The sequence below is a fragment of the Marinagarivorans sp. genome (genome assembly GCF_982758155.1).
In genome coordinates, this window is record NZ_CEXWTU010000001.1 from 25,838 (window position 1) to 43,610 (window position 17,773).

14 protein-coding genes are annotated in these 17,773 nt (G+C 45.1%); 7 read left to right on the forward strand and 7 right to left on the reverse strand.

The window, feature by feature from the left end:
• The 5 genes from AC3A8L_RS00105 to AC3A8L_RS00125 all read left to right on the forward strand — a co-directional run.
• Positions 1-1,133 (forward strand): TonB-dependent receptor domain-containing protein (locus tag AC3A8L_RS00105; protein ID WP_487960172.1); only part of this gene is annotated, 1,133 nt, incomplete at its 5' end.
• An 80-nt stretch (positions 1,134-1,213) separates the two neighbouring features.
• Entirely contained in the window at positions 1,214-2,716 is a 1,503-nt protein-coding gene (locus tag AC3A8L_RS00110; RefSeq protein WP_487960173.1) for a tryptophan halogenase family protein, read from the forward strand.
• A gap of 262 nt (positions 2,717-2,978) precedes the next feature.
• Positions 2,979-3,926, forward strand: a complete 948-nt coding sequence (locus AC3A8L_RS00115; protein ID WP_487960174.1) for a hypothetical protein — start codon at positions 2,979-2,981, stop codon at positions 3,924-3,926.
• Between the two features lie 280 nt (positions 3,927-4,206).
• Positions 4,207-6,879 carry a DUF1592 domain-containing protein gene (locus AC3A8L_RS00120; RefSeq protein WP_487960175.1) on the forward strand — a complete coding sequence of 891 codons (2,673 nt, stop codon included), beginning with the start codon at positions 4,207-4,209 and terminating at the stop codon, positions 6,877-6,879.
• A 19-nt stretch (positions 6,880-6,898) separates the two neighbouring features.
• Positions 6,899-8,302 carry a DUF1552 domain-containing protein gene (locus AC3A8L_RS00125; protein WP_487960176.1) on the forward strand — a complete coding sequence of 468 codons (1,404 nt, stop codon included), beginning with the start codon at positions 6,899-6,901 and terminating at the stop codon, positions 8,300-8,302.
• A gap of 44 nt (positions 8,303-8,346) precedes the next feature.
• Here AC3A8L_RS00125 and aroE read toward each other — a convergent pair whose 3' ends face one another.
• The 7 genes from aroE to ectA form a co-directional block, all read right to left on the reverse strand.
• On the reverse strand, positions 8,347-9,168 hold the full coding sequence (aroE, locus tag AC3A8L_RS00130; protein WP_487960177.1) for a shikimate dehydrogenase: 822 nt from the start codon (positions 9,166-9,168) through the stop codon (positions 8,347-8,349).
• Positions 9,169-9,223: 55 nt separating this feature from the next.
• Positions 9,224-9,835 carry an L-threonylcarbamoyladenylate synthase type 1 TsaC gene (gene tsaC, locus AC3A8L_RS00135; RefSeq protein WP_487960178.1) on the reverse strand — a complete coding sequence of 204 codons (612 nt, stop codon included), beginning with the start codon at positions 9,833-9,835 and terminating at the stop codon, positions 9,224-9,226.
• Positions 9,836-10,004: 169 nt separating this feature from the next.
• The gene (locus tag AC3A8L_RS00140; protein WP_487960179.1) at positions 10,005-11,426 is read right to left on the reverse strand and encodes a sodium/proline symporter; all 1,422 of its coding nucleotides are present in this window, start codon (positions 11,424-11,426) and stop codon (positions 10,005-10,007) included.
• Positions 11,427-11,757: 331 nt separating this feature from the next.
• The gene (locus AC3A8L_RS00145; RefSeq protein ID WP_487960180.1) at positions 11,758-13,194 is read right to left on the reverse strand and encodes an aspartate kinase; all 1,437 of its coding nucleotides are present in this window, start codon (positions 13,192-13,194) and stop codon (positions 11,758-11,760) included.
• Positions 13,195-13,204: 10 nt separating this feature from the next.
• On the reverse strand, positions 13,205-13,615 hold the full coding sequence (locus tag AC3A8L_RS00150; protein WP_487960181.1) for an ectoine synthase: 411 nt from the start codon (positions 13,613-13,615) through the stop codon (positions 13,205-13,207).
• A gap of 223 nt (positions 13,616-13,838) precedes the next feature.
• Positions 13,839-15,152: a diaminobutyrate--2-oxoglutarate transaminase gene (gene ectB / locus AC3A8L_RS00155; protein WP_487960182.1), complete on the reverse strand. Its 1,314-nt coding sequence runs from the start codon at positions 15,150-15,152 to the stop codon at positions 13,839-13,841.
• 71 nt (positions 15,153-15,223) lie between these two features.
• Positions 15,224-15,721, reverse strand: coding sequence for a diaminobutyrate acetyltransferase (gene ectA, locus AC3A8L_RS00160; RefSeq protein ID WP_487960183.1), 498 nt, complete (start codon positions 15,719-15,721; stop codon positions 15,224-15,226).
• Between the two features lie 481 nt (positions 15,722-16,202).
• Here ectA and AC3A8L_RS00165 point away from each other — a divergent pair, with 481 nt between their 5' ends.
• Positions 16,203-16,745, forward strand: coding sequence for a MarR family winged helix-turn-helix transcriptional regulator (locus AC3A8L_RS00165; protein ID WP_487960212.1), 543 nt, complete (start codon positions 16,203-16,205; stop codon positions 16,743-16,745).
• Positions 16,746-17,071: 326 nt separating this feature from the next.
• A complete protein-coding gene (locus AC3A8L_RS00170; protein ID WP_487960184.1) occupies positions 17,072-17,497 on the forward strand; it encodes a hypothetical protein in 426 nt (141 codons plus the stop codon).
• Positions 17,498-17,773 lie beyond the last annotated feature (276 nt).

Consider the following 17,773-nt stretch of genomic DNA (forward strand, 5'->3'; position numbering starts at 1 on the left):
CACCAACCGTTTGGATTGAAGATGCGGTTCAATCGTGGAATGTAGAGCGTGACGTGACAGCCGTTTATGCTGAAGCGAACCTTGAGGGTGAGTCGGTTCCATACACATTGAATGTGGGTGTGCGTATCGTTCGTACCAGTACTACAACTACTGGCGGCCAGACGACTCCTGATGATATCTGGTCCGGTACTGATTCTTGGAATGGTCCAGTTTTAGTAAATGGTAGTTTCGCTATAGACAATAGCTACACAGATATATTGCCTAGCTTGAACTTCAGTTTAGATACCGGTGAAGATCAAAAAGTACGCTTTGCAATGGCGCGTGTAATGTCTCAGCCTAATGCTCAAGACCTTGGTCATGGCGCCAACTACAACTTCACCCGTAACGATGCTCGTGGTGGTTACGAGTTTGTTAACGGAACAGTCGGTAATCCCTCGTTAGAGCCTTTCCGTGCTACTCAAGCCGATTTGTCTTATGAGTTTTACATTGACGACCTTAGTTACTTGGCTGTTGGTAGCTTCCTTAAAGCTGTTGACTCGTTCGCTGCTGGTGTTTCGACGCCAACAGAGGTGTCGGATAGTACTACTGACGGTTCTACCGTGGGCCAAGTTAACAGCACTATCAATGGTTCAGGCGGTATTGTTAAGGGCATTGAAGTGGCCTATCAGCAGGGTTTTGATAATGGTTTAGGTTTTGCCGTTAACTACACCTTCTCTGATTCAAAAACTGATCTTGAGTCATATACTCATGAATCATTGCCCTTGCCTGGCGTATCTGAGAATACTTTTAACGTTGTTGGCTTTTATGAAATGGATCGCTTTCAGGCGCGTATTGCCTACACTTGGCGCGATGAGTATCTTTCTCCAGATCTGACCTTGGAAACTATTGCTGGAAACTCTGGTGCTAGTAATCCTGATTATCAAGAAGCACAGAACTTTGCTAGCTTCTATGATGCATACGGTCAGCTGGATATGTCAGCAAGCTTCGATATAACGGATAATCTCTCTATTTCTGCTGAGGGTATTAACTTGACGTCATCAGAGCAGCGTCGCTACATTGAATACAGTAACTTCTTCCGTAGCAATGTTGCTGCAGAGCGTCGTTTTGTAGTGGGTGCTAAATATAGCTTCTAATTGATTTAATTAGAGTTGGTGTAAAAAGGGCAATATGAAAATATTGCCCTTTTTTTATTATTGAATTTAGGTGAGCCTGAATGATTAAAAATATAGTGGTTGTGGGTGGTGGAACTTCCGGCTGGATGGCTGCGGCATGTTTTGCCAAAATACTAAAGCCAATGGGTGTTGATGTAACGCTTGTTGAGTCTACCGATATCGGCACCGTGGGTGTTGGTGAGGCCACCATACCTCCTATATTGAACTTTCTTAATTTATTGAATATTGATGAGCGAGATTTTATTCAATCAACACAAGCAAGTTTTAAATTGGGTATTCATTTTACTGATTGGCATCAGTTGGGGCAATCATATTGGCACCATTTTGGTTCTGTTGGCGCCAATATTGATGGTTTTGAGTTTTATCAGCATTGGTTAAAAAGCAAAAAAAATGGAAATACGGCTGAGTTTACAGATTATTCGCCTTCCATTGTGATGGCCCAGCTCAACAAATTTGCGCGTCTCAATCAAGATCCTAAAAGTCCATTACAGGGTGCAAATTACGCATTGCATTTTGATGCCTCTCTGGTTGCTCAGTACCTGCGAAGATACGCTGAAGATCGAGGGGTTAAACGCATTGATGCGAAAATAGAAGCTGTTAACTTGATGGATAATGGAAATGTGAAATCTGTTTTATTGCAAGATGGTCGTGAAGTAAGCGCTGATTTTTTTATAGATTGCTCTGGGTTTGGCGGCTTACTTATAGAGGGCGCACTTAAGACGGGATATGACGATTGGTCTGGCTATTTGCCTTGCGATAGCGCGGTAGTGGCGCAAACTGAAAACAATGGAAATCCTGCTCCTTATACACAGTCTACGGCTTTAGAGTGTGGATGGCAGTGGCGAATTCCTTTGCAGCATCGAAGCGGAAATGGTTACGTCTTTTGTGGTAAATATACTGATGTAGCGTCAGCAGAATCGTTATTTAGAAAAAATATACAGGGGCAGTTAGTGACAGAACCTAAGTTTTTACGCTTTGTTACGGGTAAGCGTAAAAAGTTATGGAATAAAAACTGCGTTGCTGTTGGTTTGGCGTCAGGTTTTTTGGAGCCATTGGAGTCAACTAGTATTCATTTGGCTATGCAGTCAATTTTGAAGTTTGTTGAGATGTTTCCTTCAAATATAAACGATTGTTTAGCTACCCAAGGTGAGTTTAATCGTGTGATGAATGCTGAATATTTGAGTGTGCGTGATTTTATTGTGTTGCATTACTGCACTACCCAGCGAAATGATTCTGAGTTTTGGCGTGCTTGTGGAGAAATGAATATCCCTGATTCATTGCAAACTCGCATAGATTTGTTCAAGGCTCAGGGGCGGTTGTATAAGGATGAATTTGATCTTTTTACTGCTAACAGTTGGTATGCAGTATTTGAAGGGATGGGGGTGAGCCCCAGGGGCTATGATCCTTTAATTGATCTCTCGAACTTCAAAGATGTAAATAGAATCATGTCTACCGCACTTAAATCTATGCGTAAAGCTACGGAGTTATTACCCGATCACGCAAGTTTTTTAGAGGTTAATTATCCAGCAAAAAAAATTAGATAACTCATCAGTGGTCCATATCTTTTCGCACACTGGCAATCAACCTGTCTGCTAGCGTCTTTCCTGTCATAATTAACGAGGGATGTCCCAAGATCCAACTGTCATAGCTTAATGCTGGAGCATATTTTAAAGTCTAAAAGCTTTGAGCGGTTTTAGTTGGTCGGAGCAGTATTGCGCGTCTTGAAAAAAGTTAATTCAACTTGCTAATCATAACTTCCTTAAGACTCAATTCTCGGCTAATGTAATTACCTAAAAAGGTAATTACATGCCCACTCATACTATCCCACCTCTTCAACTTCAAGCAACGGCCGATTTTTTTGATCGGCTGTATTCTCAGTTTCCGCATCTGTTTTTAGATTCAAGCGGCGATTTCTGCAGGAGTGTTCAGGCGAAGTTATCCCCCACTCTTGAAAATCTAACATTTGAAAACTTAATGAGTGTGCAGTGCTTAATCTTTAAGAGTATGGAGCAGCATAATCAGAAAGATTGGTATCGGATATTTCACTGTGTCTATCTTCAAACTCTGCGTACATCGGCTTTCTCGCGTCAGTTATTTTTGGCGTTGTTGGCCGAGTGTCAGGTGGTGATGGGGCGTTGGCATTTTGATGAAATTCTGGTGCCAGGCTGCGGAAAATTTTTTGAGGCGACGGATATTTGCCAGTTGTTTCGGCCTAAGCGGTTGGATGCGCTGGATATTGATTATCAGGATATTGAATTTTCGCGGGCATTGGCGCCGAATTTAGCGCCAGTGCAATGGGGTTATCGTGATCTTACGCAGCCGTTGGTAGGGCGCTACGATCTTGTGTTGTTTTTACATCCTCAGGTTTGTGATTATGATCAGCTATGGGCCTCGCCAACCTATAAGCGCTATGGCGATGAGTTCATGGTACCCGTTGATGATCTAAGGCGTGCGGCCACCTATAAGTTTATTCCGCCGCCGTGGGTGGCTATATTGGATAGCTGTTTTTCGGCGCTGAAGGCCGGTGGTCATGCCGTGTTTATGTGTTACGAGCACCGAGAGCTGGCGATGATCCAAAGTTATCTGGGCAACAAGCCGCAACTTCAAATTACTTACGCCGATGTGAATACGCTCACGGTCGATCCTGCATTCAGTGCTGAGATGCTGGCCTGCCTAAATGGTCCTCAGCAGTCATCGGCTGAGTTTGTCGCAATGGGTGCATATCGCGCAGTCATGGTTGTTTCTAAGTCATAACTCTCTTTCTGTGGGCATCCATGCTCCTTCCTGCCGCTAGTGCCATATTCCTTATGGCGCTATCTCCTCATGCCTAAAATCCTCCATGCTTAATTATATGTAGGGTTATAGTTACCATATATATTTGATTTGAGTCTCATATTCGGCAGTGCGTGCATTGATTTGTCCTTATTTTCTAAAACCTGTGCTAAATTCCGATTAGATATCTAGTGGTTTTTTATCTGGATATGGTGAATAAAATAACAAATAAAAAGTTTGAAACTCAAATACAGGTGGCCCTATGTTCAAGCGCGCTCTTATTGCAACCGTGGCTTTCAGCCTTGCGGGTTGCGCGGGCACGACAACAGAAGAAAGTAGCTCCAGCACAAGTAGTTCGCTGGTATCGGTAAGCAGCAGCCATTCAAGCTTGCCGCAAACTGCTTCTTCCGTGTTTAGCTCACTCGCTTCTAGTTCGATTAGCTCGGTATTACCTTCGTCTTCATCTTCGCTTATAGCGAGTAGTTCATCGGCGGCTGTGGATGCTGTCGCTATCCCAAGCAAAATACAGTCTGAAGATTTCACGGCCTATCAAGATTCAACCCCAGAGAATAAAGGAGGCTGTGGGCCAGTTAATCAACCAGTAGATATGCAACCGGTTATTGAGGGCAATATAGGGACGTGCGACATCAATTGGACTGAAGCTGGCGAGTGGTTGGAATACCAGGTAGCAGTAACTTCGCAACAAAATTTTGAGGTGCTTGTTAGCCTCGCTTCGCTTGGACAAAATAAGAGTGTTAGCGTGTATGTGGGTGGCCAGCTTATTGGGGAGGCCGCTGCGCCAGCACAAGGGTGGACAACATTTAGAAACGTCAATGTAGGCAGTAAGGTGCTTCCTGTTGGCGAGCACATAGTGCGTGTTGTGATGAATACCGGCGGTTTAAACTTCAATTTTATTCAGTTTAAACAAGTCAGTACTTCGGTAATCTCGTCTAGCGCGCAATCATCTATGCCATCTTCAGATAACTTGAAGTTAGGTCGTAATGAATGGGAAGGGCAATGCGAAAATTGTCATGGCGCAGACGGCCAAGGTGGCGTGGTATTTGATCGCCCCATTAATTTGTTGCAAAAAACACGCGCCCAATGGATAGATTATATCTACAACTTTATGCCGCTGGGTAATAGTGCCAAAACCGCTTGCGATACCCAGTGCGCGACACTGGTTACCGACTTTATGTTGGCAGGTTATCCAGGTTCTACCGTTGAAGAAGTGAGCTGCGAAGGAAATATTAACAGCCACCTTAATCCGCCTATTCGCTTATTAACCACAAAACAATATGAGCTATTAATTGCAGATGTCTTCTCGGTTTTAAATTTAAACTTCGATAATCTATTCCCTGAAAAGCTAATGAAAGACAGCCTTGTGGGCGGTTTTACTAATAACTCGGGTGTGGTTGTCGATAACAATAATTTAGAGGATTTATTGTCTGTTGCAGAGAAAGTGGGAAGTGCAGCGGTGAATAAATTTGATTTATTAATGCCGTGCGGTACTAACGAAAATTGTGTAAAGCAGTTCATAGCGCAATACGGTAAGCGCCTATTTCGCGATGTGCCGACCAATACACAAGCAACTGATCTTATTAATTTATTTAAAGCCGGCGAAAGTACTTCGCAAGGTATAAAAACGGTTGTGATGGCTTTATTGTTATCGCCGCAAACGGTATACCAATACGAAAACGCAGTAAATACGCGAACATTACTTCCCCGAAGAGAATTGGCAGCACGGTTAAGTTTTATGATTTGGAATTCTGTTCCAGATGAAGCCTTACTCAATAAGGCTGATAATGGCGGCCTGAATACTAAAGCTGGCGTGATCGAAGTCGCTAATGAAATGTTAGCCGATAATCGTGCGACGGAAGGTTTACGCCAGTTTTATCAGGATTACCTGCATATCGATACGGGTTTTAATTTGGTGGCGGGTGCCGGCGGGGGAGAAAGTACTCCTAAAGGTGAGTGCTCTACAACTGCGCAGTGTAGGCAACTATATGACGGCGCAACAGATTGTAATAACGGCGCTGGCGGTGTGTGTTATTGCGGAAATGATCAGTGCGCACAGTTTGGTGGCGCAGGGAATAACGGTGTTGAATTCGGTATTAATGGTCGCCAAGCGGCGGAAGATATTACCCGTTTCACCAGCTATTTAACGCGCGAAAGCGATGGTACATTTCAAGATCTTTTATTATCCCGAAAAGCTTTTGTCGATAATACCACGGCAAAAATTTACGGTATTAGCGACCAGCAGCTTGCTTCAGGTAATCAATATTTGGGCGGTACTGAGGTTATGCTCAATGAAAATGAGCGCGCAGGTTTATTAACGCGTATTGGTTTTGTTCTGCACGGTGGTGGTCAGGCGGTTGGTTTGGCTAGCCCAACAGACCGTGGCATTGTGGTACGTAAAACCGTTTTATGCCAAGACTTGCCCGAAGCACCAGGCGATGTGGCATTTCCAGACTTGCCCGACCCAGCAGACAAAACATGGGTAGAGGTTGTTAAAGAAGTACACCTTGCTGGTGATACGGTGTGTAGCCGTTGCCATAAACCTATGGATCTCGTGGGCTTTGGTTTTGAGAATTACACACTAAATGGCCAGTTTATTGATACTTATCCTAATGGAAAACCTGTTGATGCAAGCGGTGAGTTTTATCCGATTGCGAATTTCCCTGCACCAAATTTGGATGGGAAAATTTTTGATAATGGTATTGGTTTAAGTGAGCTTATTGCGGGTAGCGATACAGCTGTCGAGTGTTTCTCTTTACGCTGGGTAAATTATGCCATGGCGCGGGATGCTAATAATAGTGAGGATGCTTGTGCTGTGGATAAAGTGGCCGCGGACTTTAAGTCCAACAATTATTCTCTAAGTGAATTAATTGTCGCCATTGTTAGCAACCCCGCTTTTCGCTTCCGTAACCCCGAATAACAGCACGAGGATTATCGTCATGTCTCAGAATGATAAATATACACGCCGTGCGCTATTAGGGCGCGTTGGTGGCGCCACTGCTGTTACGGCATTAACGCCATTTTTACCCTATACAGAAGCCGAAGCTGCCGTTGCAGCAAAGCCACGATATTGTTATTGGTTTACCCCAGTTAACCCAAAAAGTAGTTTAGTTGACCCTACTTTATCCACGTCTAATGCCGAGGAAAGTAATTTAAACTTTCGCGGTGCTTATACCGACCTCAATAGTATGAACAATAAAATGTCGCTGTATCGGGGCTTAACCAACATGGCGCGAAAGGATGGCGACTTGGGGGGCGGTCATCGAGACTCCTGGGTGAGTATGCTGGTTGGGGCGGCACCTAAAAAAGGCCGCCTCTCTGCAGGTGGCACGAATTTAGGTGGGGGCGCAGGCATTGGTGATTATTCATCGATCGACCAATTCATTGCCAATGAATTACCGAAAACCGGTGTGAATACACCCCTTAAAGATATCCGCTTTGGCTGGGAGCATACTCAAGACGGTTTAAATAGTGTCTCGTTTCATAAAGGCGCAGAGCAGTTGCGCGATGGCCAGCCTAGCCGTTTGTTTAATCGTATGTTTGCTGTATCTGGCCAAGGTGGGGCAGGCTTAGATCAAACCTATAAAAAGAATGTACTTGATTATGTTTATGGTGATTTAAAGCGTGTGCAAGGAAAGCTAACCGCCGATGACAGAATTCGTTTAGAAAAACATTTAGATTCCATTGACGAAGTTCAGCGGGTTATCAGTGCAGCAGAAAACAATGCAGGAAGCTGCGATATTCCGGGCAACTTAGAAAACAACGTCGTTCGTCTTGATCAAGCGGTGTTGGCGTTTAGTAAATTAACGGCATTGGCATTTAATTGTGATTTAACGCGCGTCGCTGGCGGACAGTTTTTACCCTATCAGGGCGGGAATTCGTACCATAAGGTGCAGGCCCAAGGTTTAAATGCATTAGGGAATAAAGTGAATGCCACATGGCACTCCGCTACACACGATAAAGGGGGGAGTGCAGCAGAGGTTTCGGACTTTATTCGCGGGGTACAAAAGTACCGCTGTAAAATGTATTTGGATCTTATTAATGAGCTGAATTCATTTGATGAGCCAACTGGCGGCACGCTATTGGATAGCAGTATTGTTCATTGGTATGTAGAAATTTCTAAAGACCATAAAGTGAGTGATTTATTTAATCTTATTGCTGGTGGAGCTGGCCACTTTAAAATGGGTAAGCAATTTATAGTGGGCGGTAAAACCGGTGATAACGCTAATGCTACGCAGAATATGCTATTAACTTCAATTGCGAATGGTATGGGGTTACCCATACAAAATTTCGGAGAGGCTAAGTATCACAACGGACCTATTCCCCAAAAATATTTAGCGTAATGAAAAAGGGCGACTTGATAGTCGCCCTTTTTATTGCGTACTAATTACTTTTCGCGTAGCGCATTGATCACCGGTGTTATGTCTGGCATAACATGGCGCCAAAGTTGAAATGATTCGGCTGCTTGCCCAACAAGCATACCCAAACCATCGGCTAATAGCGGGACGCTTTGTTGCTTTGCCCAGAGTAAAAACGGGGTTAAATCTTTCCCGTACATCATGTCATAAGCGCCGGTTTTGGGTGTTGAGGCAAAAATGCTTGTCGGTACCGGGGGGAGTTCGCCGGCTAAGCTAGCTGAAGTGCCATTAATAACGGTATCAAAATGACAATCGGTTAACTCATTAAAACCGCAGGCACGAATATTACCGTAGCTTTTAAAAATATCGGCCAGCCGTTGCCCTTTTTCTACGGTGCGGTTAGCGATGACAATCCCTTTTGGTTTTTCCGCTAACAAAGGCTCTAGTACACCGCGTACCGCGCCACCGGCCCCTAGTACTAAAATACTAGCGCCTTCTAATGAAAAGCTGTGACGTTTTAAATCATTAACAAGGCCGGCACCATCGGTGGTATCACCTAGAATGCGGCCATCATCTTGCTTTACTAATGTATTCACTGCGCCGGCTAATTGGGCGCGTTGAGTTAATTCGTCAGGAAAAGAAAAGGCATTCTCCTTGAATGGTACCGTAACGTTGAGGCCTTTTCCGCCGGTGGCAAAAAAGTTTTTCACGTCATTTTCAAATTTGCCTAATTCAATAAGTATTTTTTCATAGGTTAGGTTTTGCTGTGTTTGTGCAGCAAATAAAGTGTGAATAGCGGGTGATTTTGAGTGTGCAATCGGGTTGCCAACAACGGCATAACGATCTTGCATTTTTAGTCATTCCTAAAGTAATCAATAAAAAGGGACGGCGCTTTGCAGAATAGCCCTAGCTGGCCCGTATCATTTCGCCCGTCATTAAATGTTTAATTTGGCTGGGTTTACTGCCATTGCCTACGACGCCAGGGCAATAGTGCAAGCTATGGCCAAAACGATTGTTTGAAAAATAGCAGCGAGCCTTTAGGTTGGTATTAGCCGGTGGTAACCCCTGTGGGTTGGCAGACGTAGATACAATTGGGTCGCCAAGATGATGGCACAGAGCCTTAACGACGGGGTGTGTTGTAACCCTTACCGCTACGGTATCAAAATCGCCATGTATAAAATCGGGTACGCGATTGTGATGTGGTACTAGCCATGTATGCGGTCCTGGCCAGCTTTGCTGAAGTTGTTTTTTGTGCTTACCGCTTAAATCGTGTAATAAAAAATCCAGTTGAGATATATCACCCGCAATAAGGATTACGCCTTTGCTCTGCGCGCGACTCTTTAATTGCAGAATTTTTTCAACAGCATCGCGGTTAAACGGATCGCAACCTAAGCCCCACACGGCTTCGGTGGGGTAGGCAATGACTTCGCCAGCTGCCAGTGCATAAGCACATTGTGTAATATTAGGGTTGGCGAGGTAAAAGCGCTCTGTACGGGTATTCGTCGTGGATGTGGTCATAAGCTAAATTGAAATACTGCGCAAATGAAAACCGCAAGTTACCGTAATAATACAAAGGGCTCAAGCAATGTTGGGATTAAATCAGGCGCTGCAGTGACAAGATCCAGTTTACTCTGTTCTAGCCGCAGCGGGTTTGTTCATAAATAGCGTTGGAAGGGCCAGCCCAAGATTAGTTTTGGGTTTGATCTTTTGGCGCTGTTAGTGCGCTGTAACCACGGCAAAATACCCACGTTAATAGCCCAATAACAATACCTGGGAAACCTTCGTATACATAACTATTCAAGCCAAAGTGGCGCCAAGCATAAGCGCCGAAAAATCCCGCCATTAGCATTAGAATGCTCGTGCTTTGTGTCGGTTTTGCGCCTAAACATAATATCAGTAGCAAGGGAACAAATGCACTGCCTAAACCAGACCAGGCCATAATAACAAGATTAAAAACGCTGTCATTTGCGTTTAAGGCAAGACCTAGGGCGACTAAGGTTAGCAGGACTGTGGTTACTTTGAGTAGTGCGGTGCTTTGTGTTTTGGGTTTAATGAGGTCGTGGGTAATGGCTGCCGAACAGCTGAGCAATAAAGAATCGGCCGTTGACATGGTGGCGGCAAAAATCCCGGCTAATATTAAGCCAACTAGTACTGGCGGTAGTAATTGCTGCGCCATAGTGGGGAGTGCAAGCTCTGCATCAAAGCTGCCTGTATCGGCAATGTAAACCCGCGCTAACATACCTACGGCGGTTGCCATGCAATAAAAAGCAATAAACCATGCGTAGTACCAAGACTTGGCCTTGAACATATTTTTGTTATCGTCGAGCGCCATAAAACGTACCATGACATGTGGTTGGCCAGCAACGGAAAACCCCGCGACAGTCCAGCCGACAAAAAATAAAACAATGCCACTGATGCCGTCAAAGGCGGTCCCCTTTGGGGCTAGCTGCATAAAATTATCAATGGAGTGTAAGCTGCTCAATGTTTCGGAAATACCGCCAAGTTCAATAATGCCCATAACAAGTAATATCGCCATGGCGAAAATCATGACTACCGATTGCGCCGCGTCCGTCCAGATGGAAGCCCGAATACCGCCGGCGACACAATAAAGCGCGACCATAACTGCACCCACAACAGCGCCGGCCCAAGTGGGCCAGTCGAGTAAAACATGCAGCGCTTTACTGCCGGCTAATAATTGTGCAGAGGCATAAATTAATAAAAAGGCTAAAGATATGAGCGCAATAATTTTCTGTAAGTGAACTTGGTTATTTCCTTGCCATGCGCTGAGAGCGTGGCCGTAGCTCATAGCGCCGGTGCGCCCGGCCGCTTTACGCAGGCGAGAATAAATGGTGAGCGAGGCAAGAAAGTCCCCTAATATCCAGCCAATCATTAACCATATTGATGCAAGCCCAGTGGTGTAGGTGTAGCCAATAACCCCAATGAACATGTAGCCGCTATTATTCGTCGCCACAGCAGAAAGGCCCACTAAGCTGGGTGGGATGCTATTACTGGCTAGATAGTAATCTTTTTTGGTAGATTGGCTTTTTCGGTAGGAAAGTAAGCCCACCACAACAAAAGCACATAAAAATGCACAGAAAGAAATAATCATAGGAAAGTCTTAGCTTTTATTAAGAAGTTTAGGGGGAGTAAGAGGGTTGTTGATCTTATGATTAAAGTTAGCCCTTCTCTCGCTTCTAGCGTTAATATGCGATTCCATCAAAATATTTTAATTTTTTAGTTTATGTCGCGCTCGATCTGCACTCATTTCGCTGCGATCGCTTTCATATATAGCGATCGTTTTTTCCAAAATGAAACGGCCTCATCAAAAACACCCATAGTGGCATAAGTACAGGCTGTTTGATCATAGGCTTAGTTGTTTTTAGTGTTAATAAAAATAACTAAGCCTATCAGAAAAATAATGCGATATGTATTCACTGTATTTACGAGGCTAAACAGATGGCGCGCCCGTGGTTGTGCACTTCAACCAAAGCTTCGTGTAGGCTTTTTACTGTTTCGTCGTAATCTTTTTCGCTAACCACAAATTGCATATCAACTTGGCGCATGGACTGGTGAATGGCGAGCACGCTGATGTCGCGACTAGCTACAGCTTGAACTGTTTTTGCCAAAATGCCCGGTACTTGCATATCACTGCCAATGGCAGAGACGATGGCCACTTTTTGCTGGTTAATTTCAGCTTCAGCAAACTTATCTTCTAATGCGGCACGAATACGTTTGACGGTTTTAAGGTTGGTCATCAAATAGTGGGTAATCGTATTGGCATTGATATCTTTAGATACAACATGTGCTTTAAAGCGTTTTATCAAAGTAAGAATTTGCATGTCGTACGTTTCGTACAGGCCTGCCATATCTTGATCGAATAGCTCTAGTGCGTAAATACCCTTACAGCCGGCTATAATTTCTACGCAAGGTGTATCGCTAATATAGTCGCCAGTAATTAAAGTGCCGGCATGCTCTGGTTCGAAGGTGTTTTTTACCCGCAGAGGAATGTTGTTCTGGCGTAATCCTTTTGCCGCTTTAGGGTGTATTGCTTCCATACCTAAGTTGGCAAGTTGGTCGGCCACATCATAATTCGTGCGGCCAATGGGTACAGCGTTATGTTCGCCAACTAAGCGCGGGTCTGCGCTGCTTAAGTGAAATTCTTTGTGGATAACGGCTTCGCCTGCGGAGGTAATTACGGCTAAGCGACTAAAGGTCATTTCGCTGTAACCGCGATCAAAAGAGGACATTAAGCCATCTTCAGAGTGCGCATAGCCTGTAACAATAGGCATTTCACTGGTTAAATCAATATCGGAAAATGCAGTGCGAATGCGCTCGTCGAGGGGCAGGTGCTTATCGGTGCGCCAGCCGGTTAAATCGACAAAGCGAGCGTTGACTCCATCATGCTTCAGCAGCGTGGCGGTATTCCAAGCGCTGTGGGCTTCGCCAATACTGGCTAACATTTCGCGCACTGTGGATAAGTGCGAAGCCAGTGCAAAGTGGCCGTGGGTACACAAGCTTTGTAGGTCTTGAAGGCATTTTTGTGCATCGTCTAAACGCTCATTAATAAAGTCATTGGCTTTATTTAATAATGCGCTGTCGAGAAATAAGGCGGCGTTAATGCTGTGTAATTCTTGGCGCAGTGCTGAAAACGAGTCTTGCCAGCTATTTTCTTCCATACTGCTGGCAAATAAGCCGTAGATGCCGGGTTGGCCATTCTTTTTGTGTTCTAGTAGTTTGTCGGTAATACCACCATAGGCGGAAACGACAAATACACGGTTGTATAAGCCGTCTTGGCGGGTGGGCTTGCGAACGATGTTATCCCTAATGGCGACATAATCACACATAGAGGTGCCGCCAATCTTTTCAATAGTATGCATGAGTGTTTTCCTAGTCAGTATTCAGTTCAAACTTGCCGTCAAGTTCGTAAGCGCCTTGTGCGTTATGTACTTCCCTACCCGTTAGCGGAGGGTTGAAAACACAGGCCATTTTCATTTCAGAGAAGGCGCGTAAGACATGCTTGTCGTTTTTATCCAGTATATAAACGGTACCTGGATTGATCGCGTATTTTTTGCCGTCGTCCAGTGTCTCAACTTCACCTTCGCCGCTGATGCAATACACTGATTCCAAATGATTTTGGTAATGCATTTGAAAATCGGCATCTTTAAAAATAGTGGTGATATGAAAGGAGAAGCCCATGTTGTCATCTTTAAGCAGTAGGCGGGTACTGTCCCAATTACCTTTGGGGTCTACAATTTTACGGCCTTCTTTCTCGGCATTTTCTAAATCTCTTACAATCATGGCTAACCTTTAAATATTTTACTGCGTAACATTGCGGCGCTTGGGCGCCGCCGTAAATGGCTTTAGGGGCGAGGCAATAATAGTTTATCCAATTAGGCGAAGAGATCGGCTTTCTTATCGAGGCGCTTAAAGGGGCGCATGCCTAGGCATGAAACGCTTTGAGCAACGAAGGTAAGGATGTCGATAACAAGCATTAGTGGATGAAATATTGTTTCCTCGTCCCTTATGCGCTTTGATTTAAGAAAACATCATCAAAGTAGTCTTCAGATTCTGGGATGGAATCTTCTTTTGCGCACACATCGCGAATAGCGTTTTCTACGATATCGAGACCTTTCTTAAGGTTGTCGTCGCTAATAATTAGTGGGCAGAAGAACTTAACCACTTGGTCATCGGCGCCGCTGGTTTCAATGATTAAACCATTTTGGAAGCATTTGTGGGTTATTTTACCTGCAATTTCGCCATTCACACAGCTAATGCCGCGCATCATGCCGCGACCTTTCGTTTCGAAGTTGCCCTCGCCGTACAGCTCTGCAATTTTGTGTAGGCGCTCTTCTACATAGTAACCTTTACGCAGAATTTCTTTGCTGAAGGCGTCGTCTGCCCAAAAGTGTTCTATAGCGGCTTTGGCTGTAACAAAGGCCAGGTTATTGCCGCGAAAAGTACCGTTATGCTCGCCCGGTTTCCATTGGTCGAGCTCTGGCTTCATTAGAACAACCGCGAAGGGTAAGCCATAACCGCTGAGTGATTTAGACAGCGTAACAATGTCGGGTTTAATACCGGCTTCTTCAAAGCTGAAGAAGGTGCCCGTACGGCCGCAACCTGCTTGGATATCATCCACGATTAATAAGACATCGTGCTTCCGGCATACCGCTTCGAGCGCGCGCAACCATTCTACGCTGGCAACGTTAATGCCGCCTTCGCCTTGAACGGTTTCTACAATCACAGCGGCAGGTTTGTCGATACCACTACTGGAGTCGCATAATACCTTGTCGAGGTAGGCTGTGGTGCAAACATCATCACCTAAATAACCATCAAAAGGCATACGGCTTACGCCATTTAGGCTAACGCCTGCTGCGCCCCGGTGATGGGAATTACCTGTTGCAGCTAATGCGCCCAAGCTAACGCCGTGGAAGCCGTTAGTGAAGGTAATAATGTTTTCGCGGCCGGTGACGTTGCGCGCTAGTTTTAAGGCGGCCTCTACAGCGTTAGTACCGGTAGGGCCGGTAAATTGCATTATGTATTCTAATTCGCGGGGTTTTAAGATGACGTCGCTAAAGGTTTGTAAAAATTCGCCTTTGGCTTTGGTGTGCATATCCAGGCCGTGGGTAATGCCGTCGGCTTGGATGTAATCGAGTAATTTTTCTTTGAAGAGCGGGTGGTTATGGCCGTAATTTAGCGTGCCGGCACCGGCGAGAAAGTCGAGGTAATGATTACCTTCTTCGTCGTACATATGCTCGCCTTGGGCGCGGTTGAAAACGCGCGGGAAAGAGCGTGCATAAGATTGTACTTCCGATTCGATCTCTTCAAAAATTTTCATGTGTACTCCGTTGAGTGCTCGCAATAGCGCGAGCACTAAAAAGGGTTAAAAAGGTATGGAGGTATTGATTCTTAGCGATTGAGGGCGAAGGGCCCTATACGCGCCAACAGTTCGGAATCGTGCTGCCCGAGAAAGTGGTCTTGCTTATCAAAATAGGTGCTGCGCTCGAGGGGGGCGCCAAGCTGACGGCTGAATTTGGTGAAAAGTGCCCAAGAGCCGGCGTTATCGGCTGTGATGGTGGTTTCTATAAATTGCACATCTTGGCAGTTTTCGCGGGCTAAGAGTTCTTGCAGCATTTTGCTGGCTAAGCCGCAGCCGCGGGCACTTTCGCTAACGGCAACCTGCCAAATGAATAGCGTGTTGCTTGTGTTAGGGGGGCGGTATCCGCTAATAAAGCCGACTAGTTCGCCATTGCGCTCGGCGGTTATACAGGTGTCTGGAAAATGCGTGCATTGCAGTAAGTTGCAGTAGCTGGAATTAGGGTCGAGAGGAGGGCACTGCTGAACCAACGCATGAACTCTCATGCCGTCAGTTTTCTCCGGTTTTCGAAAAACCGTTTCGTTGTGCATAACTATTTTGTTGCTCCGTATAGCAGAAACATAGTGTCGTAATATTTACGCAACTAAACAAAATGAAGAACCGTTTTGATCGTTTTATAGGCTTGTTGCGCCAAAATCTGCCTGTTGACGCCTATTTCATTTGTTTTAAGGTTCTATTGCTTAGTGCTGTAAATATAGTACACTAAATAAAAAATATGTCGAGTCTGATTTTTGATCAGTAAATACTCACGAACGCCCGCTAACAGCCGTTTAATGAGGTGATTTTTTCATTCTGCAGCTTTATATCGCTTGGAGATGAAGTAATTTGGCCCTTTTGGGGGGGGTATGAAAGAGTTGCCGAGGGGTATATTGTTTTGAGGTCTAAGCTTTGTTTCCTGGGGTGGTGTTGGAGCCTGCGAATTAATGGCAATAACACGGTATAAAGGTAGCTTTCTTAATGGGCAGGCTCACTCTGCGGGAGAGGTCTGTGTATAATCTGAACACTAAAATAATGGCGTGGTTTGAGGAAATATTGGATTTGGACAGTATTGATAATGTATTAGTAGCGCTGCGTCGCGTTATTCGAGCTACCGATTTACATTCAAAGCATTTGGCCAAGACGACAGGCCTAACGGCGCCGCAAATATTATTACTGCAAACTGTGCGTGATAAAGGGCAGGTAACAATCGGTGAGTTGGCAAGCGAGATGAGCTTAAGCCAGGCCACTGTGACAACGATTATTGATCGTCTTGAGAAGCGAGGCTTGGTCTTTCGTGAGCGCTCGACATCGGATAAGCGCAAAGTGCACGCCTTCCTCACGGACGAAGGCCAGGCGATGCTGGTGAAGGCGCCCATTCCATTACAAGATCAATTTGCGCGTCAATTCACCAACCTCCAAGATTGGGAAAAAACAATGATCATCTCATCTTTACAGCGCGTTGCGCATATGATGGATGCTCAGCATATAGATGCGTCGCCGGTGTTAGATATTGGGATGCTTGATCGGCACGATACGGCTTTAGATACCCATGATGCGTATCAGGGTAAAGCTTAGGGGCGTGCACTGAATAAGTTGCTGGAATTTGGGTTTGTGGGTGCTTGCTTGACGAGGCGAAAATATGGCGTAATAGCCGGCTATTGCAAATATTTTTAACGAAGGCAAGCAAGCACCCAGGAATTCAAAAACGGGAAGTTATTTAGTGTACGCCCCTTAGGGGCGGGTAAGCATTCGGCCGAATTCAGTCGTCGGGAATTTTTAAGCCTTAGTGAGAGTGCTCGCTGAGGCTTTTTCGTTTTTGGGCTGGGCGCATAAATAATGAAAACCTCTCGATTACAACTCCTCGCGGCTGCGGGATTTTTTTAGGTTAAAGGCAATACAGTATGATGAATACCAAAATATACAAGTCAGTACATAATCTTGCGGGCGAGCTAATGACGGCAGCCAATAAGGATGATCAAGAAACTTTTGATTCACTGTACGCGGTGCTAAAAACGATTTGTCTTACGCATGAAAATACCGAGAAGGATCATCCCGTGCAGTGGGAGACGTTGGCCGATTTCACTGAAGATTTGAATGGGGCGATAACGATCTACCAAAAGGCGCTCGCTAAGGCCACGGCCATTAACTCTAAGGATTTCATGTCATCTATCGCTTTTGCAATGGCGACACTACAGGTAGAGTTAGGGCAGCGTGATGCCGCGATTGAAAATTTGAAAAACGCTAAAGTTAGCTCGAATAAAATTGCCGATAAAGATTTAAAAGCCGAGATTCACGATTTACTTGAAGAGCTTTTACCTTCAACCTAGAAACCGCAGTTAAACTATCAAAGTCTACGCATCCCCTTGGCGCACCTGACGCGCGATAAAAATGATTCATCACCTATAAGGTGACTACACATTTTTACTACACGCCATGCACATCAAGGGAATACGCATCTTTTTGACTCTCAACTGCGGTTTCTAGGTTCAAGCGAAAAGGGTACTTAATTTTTTTGGTAACTATTCAGGCTGGCTCGAAATAATGCCCGCCCAAAAGGCGAATTGATCAGCTTGCTGGCCTATTTGTGCCTGGCTGACTAGTTA

Coding starts and splice junctions, on each gene's coding strand:
- AC3A8L_RS00110 (WP_487960173.1), top strand. CDS start 1,214: ATGATTAAAAATATAGTGGTTGTGGGTGGTGGAACTTCCGGCTGGATG.
- AC3A8L_RS00115 (WP_487960174.1), top strand. CDS start 2,979: ATGCCCACTCATACTATCCCACCTCTTCAACTTCAAGCAACGGCCGAT.
- AC3A8L_RS00120 (WP_487960175.1), top strand. CDS start 4,207: ATGTTCAAGCGCGCTCTTATTGCAACCGTGGCTTTCAGCCTTGCGGGT.
- AC3A8L_RS00125 (WP_487960176.1), top strand. CDS start 6,899: ATGTCTCAGAATGATAAATATACACGCCGTGCGCTATTAGGGCGCGTT.
- aroE (WP_487960177.1), bottom strand. CDS start 9,168: ATGCAAGATCGTTATGCCGTTGTTGGCAACCCGATTGCACACTCAAAA.
- tsaC (WP_487960178.1), bottom strand. CDS start 9,835: ATGACCACATCCACGACGAATACCCGTACAGAGCGCTTTTACCTCGCC.
- AC3A8L_RS00140 (WP_487960179.1), bottom strand. CDS start 11,426: ATGATTATTTCTTTCTGTGCATTTTTATGTGCTTTTGTTGTGGTGGGC.
- AC3A8L_RS00145 (WP_487960180.1), bottom strand. CDS start 13,194: ATGCATACTATTGAAAAGATTGGCGGCACCTCTATGTGTGATTATGTC.
- AC3A8L_RS00150 (WP_487960181.1), bottom strand. CDS start 13,615: ATGATTGTAAGAGATTTAGAAAATGCCGAGAAAGAAGGCCGTAAAATT.
- ectB (WP_487960182.1), bottom strand. CDS start 15,152: ATGAAAATTTTTGAAGAGATCGAATCGGAAGTACAATCTTATGCACGC.
- ectA (WP_487960183.1), bottom strand. CDS start 15,721: ATGCACAACGAAACGGTTTTTCGAAAACCGGAGAAAACTGACGGCATG.
- AC3A8L_RS00165 (WP_487960212.1), top strand. CDS start 16,203: ATGGCGTGGTTTGAGGAAATATTGGATTTGGACAGTATTGATAATGTA.
- AC3A8L_RS00170 (WP_487960184.1), top strand. CDS start 17,072: ATGATGAATACCAAAATATACAAGTCAGTACATAATCTTGCGGGCGAG.